The following is a 13,381-nucleotide window of genomic DNA, read 5'->3' as shown; positions in this document are numbered from 1 at the left end:
TGCGCCCAAACTCCGCACGGCTTCCGTTGGGTTCACGAGGTGTGTGACCGACCTTGCCAGCCGGGTGGCAACGAGGTTTCGGCATGCCCGGAAGTGTGAAGAAGAACATCCCCCTCATCCGCATGGGGTTCACGGGGGAACGTAAAGAGGGGGCCACTGCGGGTACCCCCCGCGACGGATCGCTCGGCCTCGACACCTGTCAGGACAACCAGCGCACCCTTCGCGCCCTGCTGGCCTTGGGCCTCTTCAATCGGTGGGGGCTCGGAGACGCCCGACCGCCTGCCCGGTGGGGACTGCACACTCTGGTGGCGTACGACATCACGGTGTCGCCTCGTCACAACCGTCTCGTCCTCGTGACGGACGTACCGCACAACGTGGCACCGTATCTGCTCCCCCGCCGTGACGGGGGAAGTTCCCTGCCGGGCCTCAGGCTCAAGGAATTCCGCGGTCGGCACACCTATGTGGCGCACCACCTGCCCACGGGCGCGGAACTCGTCGTCACGGGCAATCACTCCGGTACATGGAGCGGAAACCGTCGGCCATCTCCCCGATGGGACTTCCACGAGGCCGACAAGTCCCTCACCGCGACGGAGAGGCAGCAACTGAAGCAGGTTCCTGCCATGAGTGACGACGCCGCCCACCTCCTGGCCGGCCTGGCCACGCGTATCGCCACGCGCGACCCCCAAGGCCGCTGGGCCATCGGAAACTGGTTCTCCGACCCTCTGGACCGTCCGGACCGGCGCGACAACGGCAGCACGGAGCGCTACGGAAAGCAGTTGTGGGGCGCGGGCGACCAGTGGACACTGCGGTGGAACGGATTCCCCTACGCCCGTGACATCGCCGCGTCCCTCACCTCACCGCTGATCGGCATTCCGGGTGCCACCGCACACGACGCCGGTGACCACCTCTACGTGCAACTGGGCCGGGCCACGCTCGGCCTGAAGGGCTTGCGGGCACCACGGCGAGGGACGCAAAGGCGGTCCGCATGAGCTGGGACAACGTCGCGCTGCTGATCCTCGCCGCGTTCGGCTGCATCACGTTGCTATTGGCACAGGTCGGCGAGCTCCTCTCCAGGCTCCCCTCCCTCATCCGCTCATGGCACGAGGTACGGCACGCCCTGCAGCACCGCCCCGAGACGCCTCGGGTGGACGAAAGGTCCGAGGAAACCTCCCTCCCCGGAGAGACCCCAGAAGGTCCCTGAGCACGACAGAGTCCCCGACCTCGCCTGAAACCGGCAGGTCAGGGACTCCTTCGGGGTTTTCCCAAGCTGTGTACGCGACCGCGGACGGAAAACTGCCCAGGAGCCCGACCGCCGCGCGACCGGTCAAGGCGTCGAGTGCAGAAGCGACACGGGCCGTGCGTGAGTGATGGGGATGTGCTTCTGGGGCAGCAGAGTGCTGATGCGACGGGCCCGGGCGCCGTCCTGACGGCCGGCAGGCGGCCCCAGAGCACCAAGGAGCCCCCGCCCGGAAAACCCGCGGGCAGGGGGCTCTTCAGCGTGTCAGGGCTACTTCTTCTTGCCCTGGTTCTTCACGGCCTCGATGGCCGCGGCGGCCGCGTCCGGGTCGAGGTAGGTGCCGCCCGGGTTGAGGGGCTTGAAGTTCTCGTCGAGCTCGTAGGACAGGGGGATGCCCGTCGGGATGTTGAGGCCCGCGATGTCGGCGTCCGAGATGCCGTCGAGGTGCTTGACCAGGGCACGGAGGCTGTTGCCGTGGGCGGCGATCAGGACCGTGCGGCCGGTGAGGAGGTCCGGGACGATGGAGTCGTACCAGTACGGGAGCATCCGCTCCACGACGTCCTTGAGGCACTCGGTCCGCGGGCGCAGCTCCGGCGGGATCGTCGCGTAACGGGCGTCGCGCGCCTGGGAGTACTCGCTGTCGTCGGAGAGCGCCGGCGGCGGGGTGTCGTACGAGCGGCGCCACAGCATGAACTGCTCCTCGCCGAACTCGGCGAGCGTCTGGGCCTTGTCCTTGCCCTGGAGGGCGCCGTAGTGGCGCTCGTTGAGGCGCCAGGAGCGGTGCACGGGGATCCAGTGGCGGTCCGCGGACTCGAGCGCGAGCTGCGCCGTGCGGATGGCGCGCTTCTGGAGGGAGGTGTGCAGCACGTCGGGCAGCAGGCCGGCGTCCTTGAGCAGCTCGCCGCCGCGCGTCGCCTCCTTCTCGCCCTTGGCGGTGAGGTTCACGTCCACCCAACCGGTGAACAGGTTCTTCTCGTTCCACTCGCTCTCGCCGTGGCGGAGGAGGATCAGCTTGTACGGTGCGTCGGCCATGCGTACGAGCCTAATAGACCGCTGACGATTGACGCGCGTCGTCAATCCGCTGGCGTCCGGCACATGAGATGCGTAAGTTACGGAAGCCGGAAGCAGGGCTTACGTACAGCAGGGGGCGGCCACACATGTCCATCGACTCGCTCAGACGATCGGCGCGCGCGACGGTCTCCGGACTGCCGCAGGGCTTCTGGTGGCTCTGGCTGTCGACCCTGGTCAACCGGACCGGGGCTTTCGTCCTGACGTTCCTCTCCCTCTATCTGACGGTGGAGCTCGGACACTCCGCCTGGTTCGCCGGGCTCGTCGTCGCCCTCCACGGCCTCGGCGGCGTCGCCGGTTCGCCGCTCGGCGGCGCGCTCACCGACCGCTGGGGCCGCCGGCCCACCATGGTCACCATGCACCTCGCGGCCGCCGCCTGCGCCGCCGCCCTCGCCGTCGTCACCAGCGCCTGGGCCATCGCGACGGTCGTCCTCCTCATGGGCGTCGCCATGCAGGCCGTCCGCCCCTCCATCAACGCCACCATCGCCGACATGGTCCCCGCCCACGACGTGCGCCGGGCCTACGCCCTCAACTACTGGGCCCTCAACCTCGGCTTCGCCATCGCCTCCATCGGCGGCGGCGCCGCGATCTTCCTCGGCTACCGCACCCTCTTCGTCGTCGACGCCGTCGCCACCACCCTGTGCGCCGTCATCGTCTTCCTCCGGCTCCCCGAGACCCGGCCCGAGGCCCGCACCGACACGACCGGCGCGCCGGTCGTCGAGGACAAGGTCAGCATGCTCACCGTGCTGCGCGACGCCCCCTTCCGCACCCTCGTGCTGCTCAACCTGCTCGTCTGCCTCGTCTTCACCGCCCCCTGGATCGGCCTGCCCCTGACCATGGCGGACCAGGGCCTCTCCCCCTCCTCCTACGGCGTCGTCATCGCCGTCAACGGCATCGTGATCGTCGGCTTCCAGCTGCTCGTCAACAAGCTGACCGACAAGCGCTCGCCGGTCCTCCTGCTGGCCCTCTCCTCCTTCCTCTTCGCCTTCGGCACCGGCGCCACCGCCCTCGCCGGCTCCTCCGTGGCCTTCGCCGCGACGGTGGTCGTCTGGACGGTCGGCGAGATGATCCACGTCCCGACGAACGCCGCCGCCACCGCCCGCCTCGCCCCCGAGCACGCCCGGGGCCGCTACCAGGGCGTGATGGGCATGTCCTGGGCCGTCGCCGGATTCGTCGCCCCGATCGGCGCCGGCGCGATCGTCGACGGTCCCGGACCCGACGTCCTGTGGGCGGCGACGGCCGCGATCGGCGTCGTCGCGGCCGCCGGCTATCTCACCCGGCTGCGGCGCGCCCTCGCGGACGACGCGGGTGACATCGACACGACGGTGGTCGCTGACACGACGGTGATCGCTGACACGACGGTGATCGCTCCCGCCGTCGCCCCGAAGGGCCGGGACCAGGACAAGGGCCAGGGCGCCGCGCCCTCCTCTTCCGTCAGCTCCTGAGCGCCCGCTGCGCCTCGTACAGGTTCCGCGGGCGGACCGACCCCGGGCTTCCGTACGCCTCCACGCGCGCGTGGAGGTCGCCCGTGAAGTCCGGGACGTCGGTCTGGTCGAACTCGCGGACCTCGCTGATGCCGACGGTCGCGCTGTACGGGGCGATCGTGTCGATCTTCACCAGGCCGGCCCGGCCGTTGGTCACCGTCACGTTCCAGTGGGCGAACCGGGCCCCGTAGAGCGGGCCCGCGGAGGCGTCGCCGCCGTGCCGGCCGTTGTTCTCGACGGTGATCTCGGTGCGCACGTTCGCGAAGGGCATGCCCCGGTGGGTGTCGAAGGTGCCCATCTCCATCACCCCGCGCGACCAGACGTTGTGGCTGGACAGGCCCTCGACGTTGATGCCGTGGAGCTGGGTCCCGGCCGGGGCGGGGACCGTACGGGCGGCGACGTGGAAGTCCTCGACCAGGTTGTCGTGCGCCCCCTCCCGGCAGTAGTACGGGTGGTGGGAGCCGCGTCCCTCCACCCGGGTGCGCCGCAGGGTGCAGGCGGAGGCGGCGACGAGCCCGAAGCCGTTGTCAACGTGCCGGACGACCACGTCCTCGGCCCAGCAGTCGTACGCGCACTGGAAGGTGACGCCGTTGTAGCCCTTGTCCAGGAGGTGCGGTGACTGGGGTGTCTCCACCGCCTCCAGGGTCAGGCCGGTCACGCCCGAGCCGGTGAGGGGATCGACCCCCGAGACGAGTCGGGGGTCCCACTCGGGGCGTGCGTCGAGCGGCAGCGGCCGTTCGAGGGTCACCGTCCGGCCCCGTACGGCGGTGATCCGTACGGGCCACTCGTAGGGGACATAGCTGGTCAGCTTCGTCCTGTCGTCCCAGGTGTACGCCTCCGGGCCCGGCCCGCCGCCCGCCATGTGCTCCAGGAGGGTGTGGGCGGGGTCGTCGGCGAGGCGGAGGAGGACCAGCTGTCCGCGCCGGAGGGCCGAGGGGTCCTCGACGGTGACCGACCGGTCGCCGCGGCGGGCCGGGCGGACGGCGGTCAGGGAGGTCCACTCGTCGCGCCGGTTGCCGGTCCAGCCCTCGAAGGGCCAGGCCCGGTCCCGTATCGCGGTGACGAGGGAGGCGTGCCGGGCGTGCGGGGAGAGCCAGATCAGGCCGCCCGCCCAGGACCAGGAGGACTTGTCGCCGCCGTAGCGGGAGCCGTACGGGCCGATCAGCTCGGTGAGGTTCCGGGTGGCGAGCAGGGTCGTGCGGCCGGAGCCCGCGCCGCGCAGGACGACGCCGCTGTGGCCGATCCGGAGGTAGTCGTCGATCCGGTACGTGCCCGGCGGCAGCAGGACCGTGCCGCCGCCCCGCTCCCCCGCCTCCGCGAGGGCGCGGTTGATGGCGGGTGCCGAGTCGGCCGATCCGTCGGGGGTGGCCCCGTAGGTGAGGGCGTTCGCCACGACCGGCGGGCGGGGTGAGCGGCGGGTGCCGCCGTGGGCGCCGGCCCGGCCCACGTAGGGGATCTGCGGGTGGGTGTAGGGGGCGGCCTCGAACTCCCGCCAGAGTGCGGCGGGGTCGGCGGACGAGGTGAACCCCGTCGTGCCGAGACCCGCCGTCGTGGCTCCCGCCACCGCCACCGCGCCGCCGACGAACTGCCTTCTGCTGAGTGCCATACCCCTGAACCTTTCATGTATATGAACGGTGTTCAGATGTGCGCCGGGCGTGAGCATGGCACCGCAAAGCCCTTGCGGGAAGGGGGCGGTGAGCAGGTTTCCGCGTGGCTCGCGCGACTAGCGCGACTAGCGCGACGGCTTCTGGGTCAGGTTCTTGAACGCGTCGAGGTTGCGGGTCGACTCGCCGCGCGAGACCCGCCACTCGTACTCGCGCCGGATCGCCGACGCGAAGCCCAGCTCCAGGAGCGTGTTGAAATCGCCGTCCGCCGCCTCCAGGACCGAGCCGAGCAGCCGGTCCAGCTCCTCGGGCGTGACGGCGGAGAGCGGAAGCTTGCCGGCCAGATAGACGTCACCGAGGCCGTCGACCGCGTAACCCACCCCGTACAGCTTGAGGTTGCGCTCGAGGAGCCAGCGGTGGACGCCCGCCTCGTTCTCGTCGGGGTGGCGGATGACGAAGGCGTTGAGGGAGAGCGAGTGGCGGCCGGCGCGCAGGGAGAGCGTCGTGAACAGCTTGCGCGTGCCCGGGAGCTTGACGACGTAGGAGCCGGGTTCGGGAGACTCCCACTCCAGTTCCGCGTCGTCGAAGGCGGACTCGATGATCCGCCGGACGTCCTTGGTCTCAGCCATGGTGGGAGCGTACGCGACGGCGGTTCTCGCGCAGCCGATGGTCGTGCACGGCCGCCGTGTACACGTCCGCCGTGCCCGAGGCCGCCGTGTCCCAGCCGAAGGAGCCGGCGTGCAGGGCCGCCGCCGCGCCCATCCGGTCCGTCAGGGACGGGTCCGCGACGAACCGGCCCAGCGCGCGGGCGTAGTCCACCGGGTCGTGCCCCTGCACCAGGAAACCGGTCACGTCGTCCCGTACGGCGACGGGCAGGCCGCCGACCGCCGCCGCGACGACCGGGGTACCGGCCGCCTGCGCCTCGACGGCGACCAGGCCGAAGGACTCGCTGTACGACGGCATCACGAGGACGCTCGCCGCGCGGAACCAGTCCGCGAGCCGGTCCTGGCTCACCGGTGGGTGGAAGCGCACGATGTCCGCGATGCCGAGCCGCGCGGCCAGCTTCTGCAGCCCCTCCGGCTTCGCGAGGCCGCTGCCGCTCGGGCCGCCGACCACCGGCACGATCATCCGCGACCGCAGCGAGGGGTCCCGGTCGAGCAGCGCCGCGGCGGCCCGCAGCAGGATGTCCGGGGCCTTCAGGGGCTGTATCCGGCCGGCGAAGACCGGGACGAAGGCGTCCTGCGGCAGCCCGAGCCTGGCCCGGGCGGCGGCGCGGCCGTCGGCGGGGCGGAAGTGGTCGAGGTTGACACCGGGGTGGACGACCGCGATCTTGCCGGGGTCGGCCTCGTAGAAACGCGCGAGCTCGTCGGCCTCCTCGGCCGTGTTCGCGATCAGGCGGTCGGCGGCGGACACGATCTGCGTCTCGCCGATCACCCGGGCCGCGGGCTCGGGGGTGTCGCCCTCGGCGAGCGCCGCGTTCTTGACCTTCGCCATGGTGTGCATGGCGTGCACGAGCGGCACGCCCCAGCGTTCGGCGGCGAGCCAGCCGACGTGCCCGGAGAGCCAGTAGTGGGAGTGGACCAGGTCGTAGTGGCCGGGCCGGTGGCCCGCCCATGCCTGCATCACGCCGTGCGTGAAGGCGCAGAGCTGGGCCGGCAGCTCCTCCTTGGCCAGACCCTCGTACGGACCGGCGTCGACGTGCCGTACGAGCACGCCCGGGGTGAGCTCGACGACCGGGGGGAGACCGCCGGTGGTGGCCCTGGTGAAGATCTCCACCTCGATGTCGATGGCGGCGAGCCGTTTCGCCAGCTCGACGATGTAGACGTTCATGCCGCCCGCGTCGCCGGTGCCCGGCTGGTGCAGCGGGGAGGTGTGGACGCTGAGCATGGCCACGCGGCGCGGGGTGCGGTTCCAGCCGGGGAGCCGGAGCCGGGATGGTGCCGGGTGCCGGTGCCGGGTACCGGCGAACCGGGACACGTACTGGCTCACGTCGGCGGTCCTTCCGCTCGGGGGCCTCGGGGGCTGAGCTGGGCCGGGTCGTACCGGCCGAGCCGTGTCGGGCATGACGGGCGGAGGGCGCGGTCCGTCCTCCAGCCGCCACAACACCGGAATTGCACCTTTCATTTCCGGCGGGCGGGGCGCTTTGCCAATTCATTACCGGGGGTGGGGGCGGAGTGACGAGTGGGGCGGGGGCCGCCGGACGGGGCGGGACGGCGTTCGGGCCGGATCGCGCGGGGCGTGCCGGACGGGGCGGGGCGGCGTTCGGGCCAGGCCGGGGAGCCATGAGGACCGGGCGGGAGCTGCGGGCCGGTCGGAGTGCCTTGAGGCCGGGCGGGGCTACCGGCCGGGTAGGAGTGCCTTGGGACCCGGCGGGACCTGCCGGCCGGGTCGGAGTGCCTTGGGCCCGGCAGGGACCTGCCGGACCGGGGCAGGGCGGCACCGGACCGGTCGGTGGCCTGCCGGACCGGGTCGGAACGCCGTTCGGACCGGGCGGAACCTGCCGGACCGGGGCAGGGCGCCAAGGGGACCGGGCGGGGCCCGGCCGGCCGGGGCGGGTGGGGGCCGTGAACCTTTACGCTCATGGCATGGCCCCGCGCACCACCCGCCCCGTCGGCACGCCGACCCGCGGGACCACCAACCCCAACCGTCTGCGCCGCATGGACCGCTGGATCGCCGCCGTCCACGGCCCCGCCCTGCGCCGCTCCCCCGAGCCGCCCGTCGCCGTGGACCTCGGCTACGGGGCCGCCCCCTGGACCGCCGTCGAACTCCTCGCCCGGCTGCGCACCGCCGACCCCCGCACCCGCCTCTACGGCATCGAGATCGAACCCGCCCGCGTCGAGGCCGCGAAGCCGTACGAGCACGAGGGCCTCTCCTTCCTGCACGGCGGCTTCGAGGTGCCGGTCCCCGGCCAGGTCTCCCTGATCCGCGCGGCGAACGTGCTGCGCCAGTACGACGAGGAGCAGGTCGCGGCCGTCTGGCGGCGGCTGTGCGAGCGGCTCGCGCCCGGGAACCCCGCCGGTCCCGGGAACCCCTCCGGCGCCAGGGGGCACGGGGGAGGGCTGCTCGTCGAGGGGACCTGCGACGAGATCGGGCGCCGGCACGTGTGGGTGGCACTCGACCGGAGCGGGCCGCTGACGGTGACCTTCGCGACCCGGCTGGGCTCCCTGGAGCGCCCCTCGGACCTCGCGGAGCGGCTGCCGAAGGCGCTGATCCACCGCAACGTGCCGGGCGAGCCGGTGCACGCGTTCCTGCGGGACTTCGACCGGGCGTGGGCGGCGGCGGCCCCGTACGCCTCGCTCGGTGCCCGGCAGCGGTGGATCCGCGCCGTCCGCGACCTGGCGGCGGACTGGCCCCTGACGGACGGTCCCCGGCGGTGGCGCCAGGGAGAGGTGACGGTCCGGTGGGAGGCCCTGGCGCCCCGGGAGTGAGACCGAGGGCACAAGGAAGCGCGGCTCCTTCCCCAACTCCCGCTGAATTTCCCGTACGCCGGGAACGCCACGCGCGCATCACTCGTCCCCCGTGGGGGGGGAACCGGCCCGACAAGCCCCGGTTTCCCCTGTCGTTTTCCGGTTTCGCATGGCACTATCGCCATCGCCGCCACCAGGTTACTGACGGTAAATCAGATTTGGCCACTCGAGGGGGAGCTCGTGAACCGACGCCGCCACGCCACCGCCGCGATCACCGTGATCTGCGCCTTGACCGTGCTGGCCTCTCCCGCGCTGACCCTCCGGGCCGCCGCCGCACCGCTCCCGCCGCCCCCGCCGAAGAAGAGCCTGGAGCAGGTGCGCAAGGAGATAGACACCCTGTACCGGCAGGCCGCCGTCGCCACCGACGCGTACAACCTCGCGGAGGAGAAGGCCAAGGAGCAGTCCGCCGAGATCGTCCAGGTCGCCCGGATGATCGTGGAGGGCCGCGCCAGGATCGAGGCGCTCAAGGCCCAGGCCGGCGCCGCCGCCCGCGCCCAGTACCGCAACGGCGGCCTCCCCGACGGCGCGCAGCTCGTCCTCACCGACGACCCGCAGCTCTTCCTCGACGCCGCGGGCCGGCTCAAGGAGGGGGCGAAGGCCACCACCGACCTCCTCGGCGAGATGAGCCGCACCCAGGCCCAGTTGGACGTCTACGCCAAGGACGCCGGCACCAACTGGACCAAGCTGGAGGCCGACCGCATCCGGCAGGCCCAGGCGAAGAAGCAGATCAACGAGAAGATCGCCGCGGCGAAGAAGCTGGAGTCCGAGCTCGCCGCCGAGGAGCGGGAGCGGCTGCGGCTCCTCGAGGAGCAGGAGCGGCAGCGGGCCCAGACGACCTGGCTCGGCACCGGCGTCCTCACCGGCCTGAAGGCCGACGCGACGGCGGACGCCAGGAAGGCGATCGCGTTCGCGACGGCCCAGATCGGCAAGCCGTACGTGTGGGGGGCGGAGGGCCCGGACTCGTACGACTGCTCGGGGCTGACCCAGCGCGCCTGGGGGGCGACGGGCCTGAACATCCCGCGCACCTCGCAGGAGCAGTGGCGGCTGCTGCCGCGCGTGGACATCAAGGACATGCGGCCGGGCGACCTGATCGTCTACTTCGGGGACGCGAGCCACATCGGGATGTACGTCGGGAACGGCATGATGGTGCACGCCCCCCGCCCCGGGCGGAACGTGACGCTCGCGGGGGCGGGCTCGATGGAGATCCTGGGAGTCGTACGCCCGACGTGACGGAACCCACGCGCGGGGCCGGGGCTGGAGCCGTACGTCCGAGCTGACGGAATCCCGCCACGGCGCCGTGGCGGGAGCCGCCGTCGGAGCGTGACCTTTCTCATTGCCCCCGGGGCCCGCTGCCCGGGCATACCGGGACAAGTACCTCCCCTTCCGCGGCATATGCCAATCACGACGCGGCCGCCGACCGCCTGATCACCATTCCGCTGCGCACCGCCCTACCGCTATGGTCCGGGACGGGCGGGACGCCACCCGGCGCCCTGCGCACCCTCGGGGGGAGGGAAGGAAACCCGGACCGATGCCCGTATCCGTACCGCGTCAGAGAATCGTCTCTGCTGCTGCGGGACCCGGCGACGCCACCGCTACGGACGCCACCGCTATGACAGGCACAGTCACAGGAACCGACCGCACCGATCTCACTCTCCTGGTCGTCGAGGACGACCCGGCGGGTGCCCTCGCCGTACCCGAACTCCTCGACGCGGCGGACGCAGCGGGCACCCGTGTCCGTATCCGCACCGCCCGCAACCTCACCGAGGCCGAACGGCTCCTCACCGACGACGTCCACTGCGTCCTCGTCGACCTCTCCCTGCCCGGCCCCCGGACCGCCGCGGGCGACGACCCGCTCGCCCCGCTGCGCCACATCCTGCGCCTCGCCCCGCGCCACGCCGTCCTCGCGCTCGCGGCCTCCGCCGACGCGGAGCTGGCGGCCGAGGCGGTACGGGTCGGCGCCCAGGACCACCTCTTCCGCGAGGAACTCGACGGGCGGCTCCTCAGCCGGGCCATCCGGTACGCGGTCGAACGCAAGCGGGCCGACGCCGTCCAGGTGAAGCTGGCCGAGTCCCGGCTCAGGGCCCAGGAGAACGCCCGCCTGGAACGCGGGCTGCTCCCCACGCCCCTCCTGGAGGGCTCCGACCTGCGGTTCGCGGCCCACTACCGGCCCGGCCGCTCCCGCGCCCTGCTCGGCGGGGACTTCTACGACGTCGTGCGTACGCCCGACGGCACCGTCCACGCGATGATCGGCGACGTCTGCGGACACGGCCCCGACGAGGCCGCGCTCGGCGTCGAGCTGCGGATCGCGTGGCGGGCCCTGACCTTCGCCGGCCTGTGCGGGGACGAGCTGCTCTCGACGATGCAGCAGGTCCTGGAGCACGAGCGGGAGAGCGACGAGATCTTCGCGACCCTCTGCACCGTCGACATCGCGCCCGACGGACGCCGGGCGGGCCTCTGCCTGGCCGGCCACCCCTCGCCGCTGATCGCCCGGCAGGGGCGGGCGGCCCGGCTGCTCCCGTACGAGGACGGCGGTCCGGCCCTCGGCCTGCTGCCGCGCGCCCGCTGGCCGCGCCGGCAGGTCGAGCTCGGCGGGGCGTGGAGCCTGCTCATGTACACGGACGGGCTGATCGAGGGCCGCTCGGCGGGACCCGGTTCGCCCCGGCTCGGCCAGGACGGGATGGTCGGGATGATCAACCGACAGCTGGCCTCGGGCCTTCGGGGCGAGGAGCTCCTGGAGGCGGCGGTCACGGAGGTCCGGTCCCTGAACGGCGGCGAGCTGACGGACGACGTGGCGGTCCTCGCGCTGGAACGGGACAGGACCCGGGGCTGACCCGGGGCCGTCACAGGGGTCGGGACCGTCACAGGGCTTGGGGGCTGCCCCCGGGAACGTGACAGGGCCCGGGGACGACCCCGGGCCCTGTACCTGCGCACCTGTGTGTACCGGTACCTCTACCTGTACGTATGTGCTCCTGCCGTCGCTATCGGCCGCCGTTGTAGGGGCCGTACGGTCCGTCGCTGCTGGAGCCGCCGCCCCCGCGGCCGCCACGGCCTCCGCCGGAGACCTGCGCGAGCGCGGGACGCACGTCCACCATGAAGACGATGGCGGCGATCACCCCCGCGATCTGCAGGAAGAGCATCGGAAGCAGCAGGTTCAGGGCGAGGTTGATGCCCAGGATGATCAGCCAGAACTTCTTCGTCTGCTTGTCGGCGGCGCGGTAGGCGTCCTCGCGCGCCATGGCGGCGAAGACGAGCGCGGCGACGGCGAAGCCGGTGAAGATCAGGAAGATCACCAGGGTGAGGAGGGAGTCGAATCCCGCGCGCAACATGCTGAGCACCGCCTAGGAGAGAGAGGAAGAGCGCCTCGCGGTCAAGGTACCCGGTACAACGCCACGGGTACCCGTATTGGTGCCCCGGCCTACTCCGTATCGGCGGCGACGGAGGTCTTCTTGGCGGGTGCCTTGCGGGCGGCGGCCTTCCTGGCGGGCGCCTTCTTGGCCTCGGCCGTCTCGTCGGCGGTGTCCGCCGCCGGCTCGTCGGCCTTCTCGTCGGCCTTCTCCTCGGGCTCGACGACGACGGCGATCTCGACGATCTCCTCGGCGACCTCGCCCCGCCAGGCCTTGACGGCCTCCTCGCCGTGGGCGGCGACCTCCTCGTACTTCTCACGCGCCTTGACGGCGTACTCGGCGGCGACACCGACACCGCGCAGGGCGAGGTCCTGGGCCGTCTCGCCGAGCTTCTTGAGGTCGGTGTCGAGATTGCCGACGACATCGGCGAGCTTCGACTGAACGGTGGCCTGGGCCTCCTTGGCCTGGGAGGTCACCTTCTCCTGCACGGCCTTGGGGTCGGTCTTCCGTACGGCCTCGATCCGCGCGGGCGCCTCGGCGGCGAGCTGCTCGATCAGGCCGGGGACCTTCTTGGCCTGCTGCACGGCGAGGTCGGCGGTGCCGGCGGCGAAGTAGAGAGGGGTACGCAGTTCGTCGATGATGGCCATGCTGGTGGTCCTCCCGGATGTGACGTACGAGCGAGCTACTTCAGGGGCGTTTCGGCATCGGGGACATCGGCGGGCGCGTCGGCGGCAGTGGCGGCGTCCGCGACGGCTGCGGCTGACGCGGCCGCGGCGGCTGCCGCTGCGGCCTCGGCGGCGTTCTCCTTGCGAAAGGAGTCGTAGATCTGGAGCAGCACCTGCTTCTGCCGCTCGTTGATCGAGGGATCGGCCAGGATGACGGCGCGCGTCTCCAGCTCCTCCCGCTCCTTCTCGTCGAGGATCCCGGCCCGTACGTAGAGCGTCTCGGCGGAGATCCGCAGGGCCTTGGCGACCTGCTGCAACACCTCGGCGCTGGGCTTGCGCAGCCCCCGCTCGATCTGACTCAGGTACGGGTTCGAGACCCCGGCGGCATCGGCGAGCTGCCGCAGGGACAGCTGGGCGGTCCGCCGCTGTTCGCGGAGGTACTCACCGAGATTGCCGACGTTGAGCGATGCCATGCTCCGACCATGCCAGCCTTTGCTAACTATTGCAAGCAG

General features: G+C 72.1%; 13 protein-coding genes. 6 read left to right on the top strand and 7 right to left on the bottom strand.

Annotation, left to right across the window (positions count from 1 at the left end):
* The first annotated feature begins 83 nt into the window (after positions 1–83).
* Together ACFWUY_RS22615 and ACFWUY_RS22610 are read left to right on the top strand one after the other, a co-directional pair.
* Entirely contained in the window at positions 84–989 is a 906-nt protein-coding gene (locus tag ACFWUY_RS22615; RefSeq protein ID WP_384111589.1) for a hypothetical protein, read from the top strand.
* Positions 986–1,201, top strand: a complete 216-nt coding sequence (locus tag ACFWUY_RS22610) for a hypothetical protein (protein WP_384111586.1) — start codon at positions 986–988, stop codon at positions 1,199–1,201. The genes ACFWUY_RS22615 and ACFWUY_RS22610 overlap by 4 nt, the downstream gene beginning before the upstream one ends.
* Before the next feature lie 306 nt (positions 1,202–1,507).
* Here the strand turns inward: ACFWUY_RS22610 and ACFWUY_RS22605 are convergent, their stop codons facing one another.
* A complete protein-coding gene (locus ACFWUY_RS22605; RefSeq protein ID WP_384111583.1) occupies positions 1,508–2,269 on the bottom strand; it encodes a phosphoglyceromutase in 762 nt (253 codons plus the stop codon).
* 125 nt (positions 2,270–2,394) lie between these two features.
* Here ACFWUY_RS22605 and ACFWUY_RS22600 point away from each other — a divergent pair, with 125 nt between their 5' ends.
* Entirely contained in the window at positions 2,395–3,750 is a 1,356-nt protein-coding gene (locus ACFWUY_RS22600) for an MDR family MFS transporter (RefSeq protein WP_384111580.1), read from the top strand.
* Here the strand turns inward: ACFWUY_RS22600 and ACFWUY_RS22595 are convergent.
* The 3 genes from ACFWUY_RS22595 to mshA form a co-directional block, all read right to left on the bottom strand.
* Entirely contained in the window at positions 3,740–5,395 is a 1,656-nt protein-coding gene (locus tag ACFWUY_RS22595; RefSeq protein ID WP_384111577.1) for a glycosyl hydrolase family 28-related protein, read from the bottom strand. The two genes, ACFWUY_RS22600 and ACFWUY_RS22595, sit on opposite strands and share 11 nt — an antisense overlap.
* Positions 5,396–5,521: 126 nt before the next feature.
* Entirely contained in the window at positions 5,522–6,022 is a 501-nt protein-coding gene (locus tag ACFWUY_RS22590) for a YbjN domain-containing protein (RefSeq protein WP_384111574.1), read from the bottom strand.
* Positions 6,015–7,382: a D-inositol-3-phosphate glycosyltransferase gene (gene mshA / locus ACFWUY_RS22585; protein ID WP_384111572.1), complete on the bottom strand. Its 1,368-nt coding sequence runs from the start codon at positions 7,380–7,382 to the stop codon at positions 6,015–6,017. Before mshA ends, ACFWUY_RS22590 begins: the two co-directional genes overlap by 8 nt.
* A gap of 596 nt (positions 7,383–7,978) precedes the next feature.
* Between mshA and ACFWUY_RS22580 the strand changes: the two genes are divergently transcribed.
* The 3 genes from ACFWUY_RS22580 to ACFWUY_RS22570 all read left to right on the top strand — a co-directional run bounded on the left by ACFWUY_RS22580 (position 7,979) and on the right by ACFWUY_RS22570 (position 11,690).
* Positions 7,979–8,821, top strand: coding sequence for a class I SAM-dependent methyltransferase (locus ACFWUY_RS22580; protein WP_384111569.1), 843 nt, complete (start codon positions 7,979–7,981; stop codon positions 8,819–8,821).
* Positions 8,822–9,040: 219 nt separating this feature from the next.
* Complete coding sequence (locus ACFWUY_RS22575) at positions 9,041–10,090, top strand: NlpC/P60 family protein (protein ID WP_384111566.1); 1,050 nt, start codon at positions 9,041–9,043, stop codon at positions 10,088–10,090.
* Between the two features lie 379 nt (positions 10,091–10,469).
* On the top strand, positions 10,470–11,690 hold the full coding sequence (locus ACFWUY_RS22570) for a PP2C family protein-serine/threonine phosphatase (protein WP_384111563.1): 1,221 nt from the start codon (positions 10,470–10,472) through the stop codon (positions 11,688–11,690).
* Positions 11,691–11,838: 148 nt separating this feature from the next.
* Here the strand turns inward: ACFWUY_RS22570 and ACFWUY_RS22565 are convergent, their stop codons facing one another.
* The 3 genes from ACFWUY_RS22565 to ACFWUY_RS22555 form a co-directional block, all read right to left on the bottom strand.
* The gene (locus tag ACFWUY_RS22565) at positions 11,839–12,186 is read right to left on the bottom strand and encodes a DUF2516 family protein (protein ID WP_384111559.1); all 348 of its coding nucleotides are present in this window, start codon (positions 12,184–12,186) and stop codon (positions 11,839–11,841) included.
* An 89-nt stretch (positions 12,187–12,275) separates the two neighbouring features.
* Complete coding sequence (locus ACFWUY_RS22560) at positions 12,276–12,851, bottom strand: hypothetical protein (RefSeq protein ID WP_384111557.1); 576 nt, start codon at positions 12,849–12,851, stop codon at positions 12,276–12,278.
* 35 nt (positions 12,852–12,886) lie between these two features.
* The gene (locus ACFWUY_RS22555) at positions 12,887–13,342 is read right to left on the bottom strand and encodes a helix-turn-helix domain-containing protein (RefSeq protein ID WP_384111555.1); all 456 of its coding nucleotides are present in this window, start codon (positions 13,340–13,342) and stop codon (positions 12,887–12,889) included.
* Positions 13,343–13,381: the final 39 nt, after the last annotated feature.

Source organism: Streptomyces sp. NPDC058664 (genome assembly GCF_042716635.1).
Taxonomy (GTDB): domain Bacteria; phylum Actinomycetota; class Actinomycetes; order Streptomycetales; family Streptomycetaceae; genus Streptomyces.
This window is presented reverse-complemented; position numbering and strand designations above follow the sequence as displayed.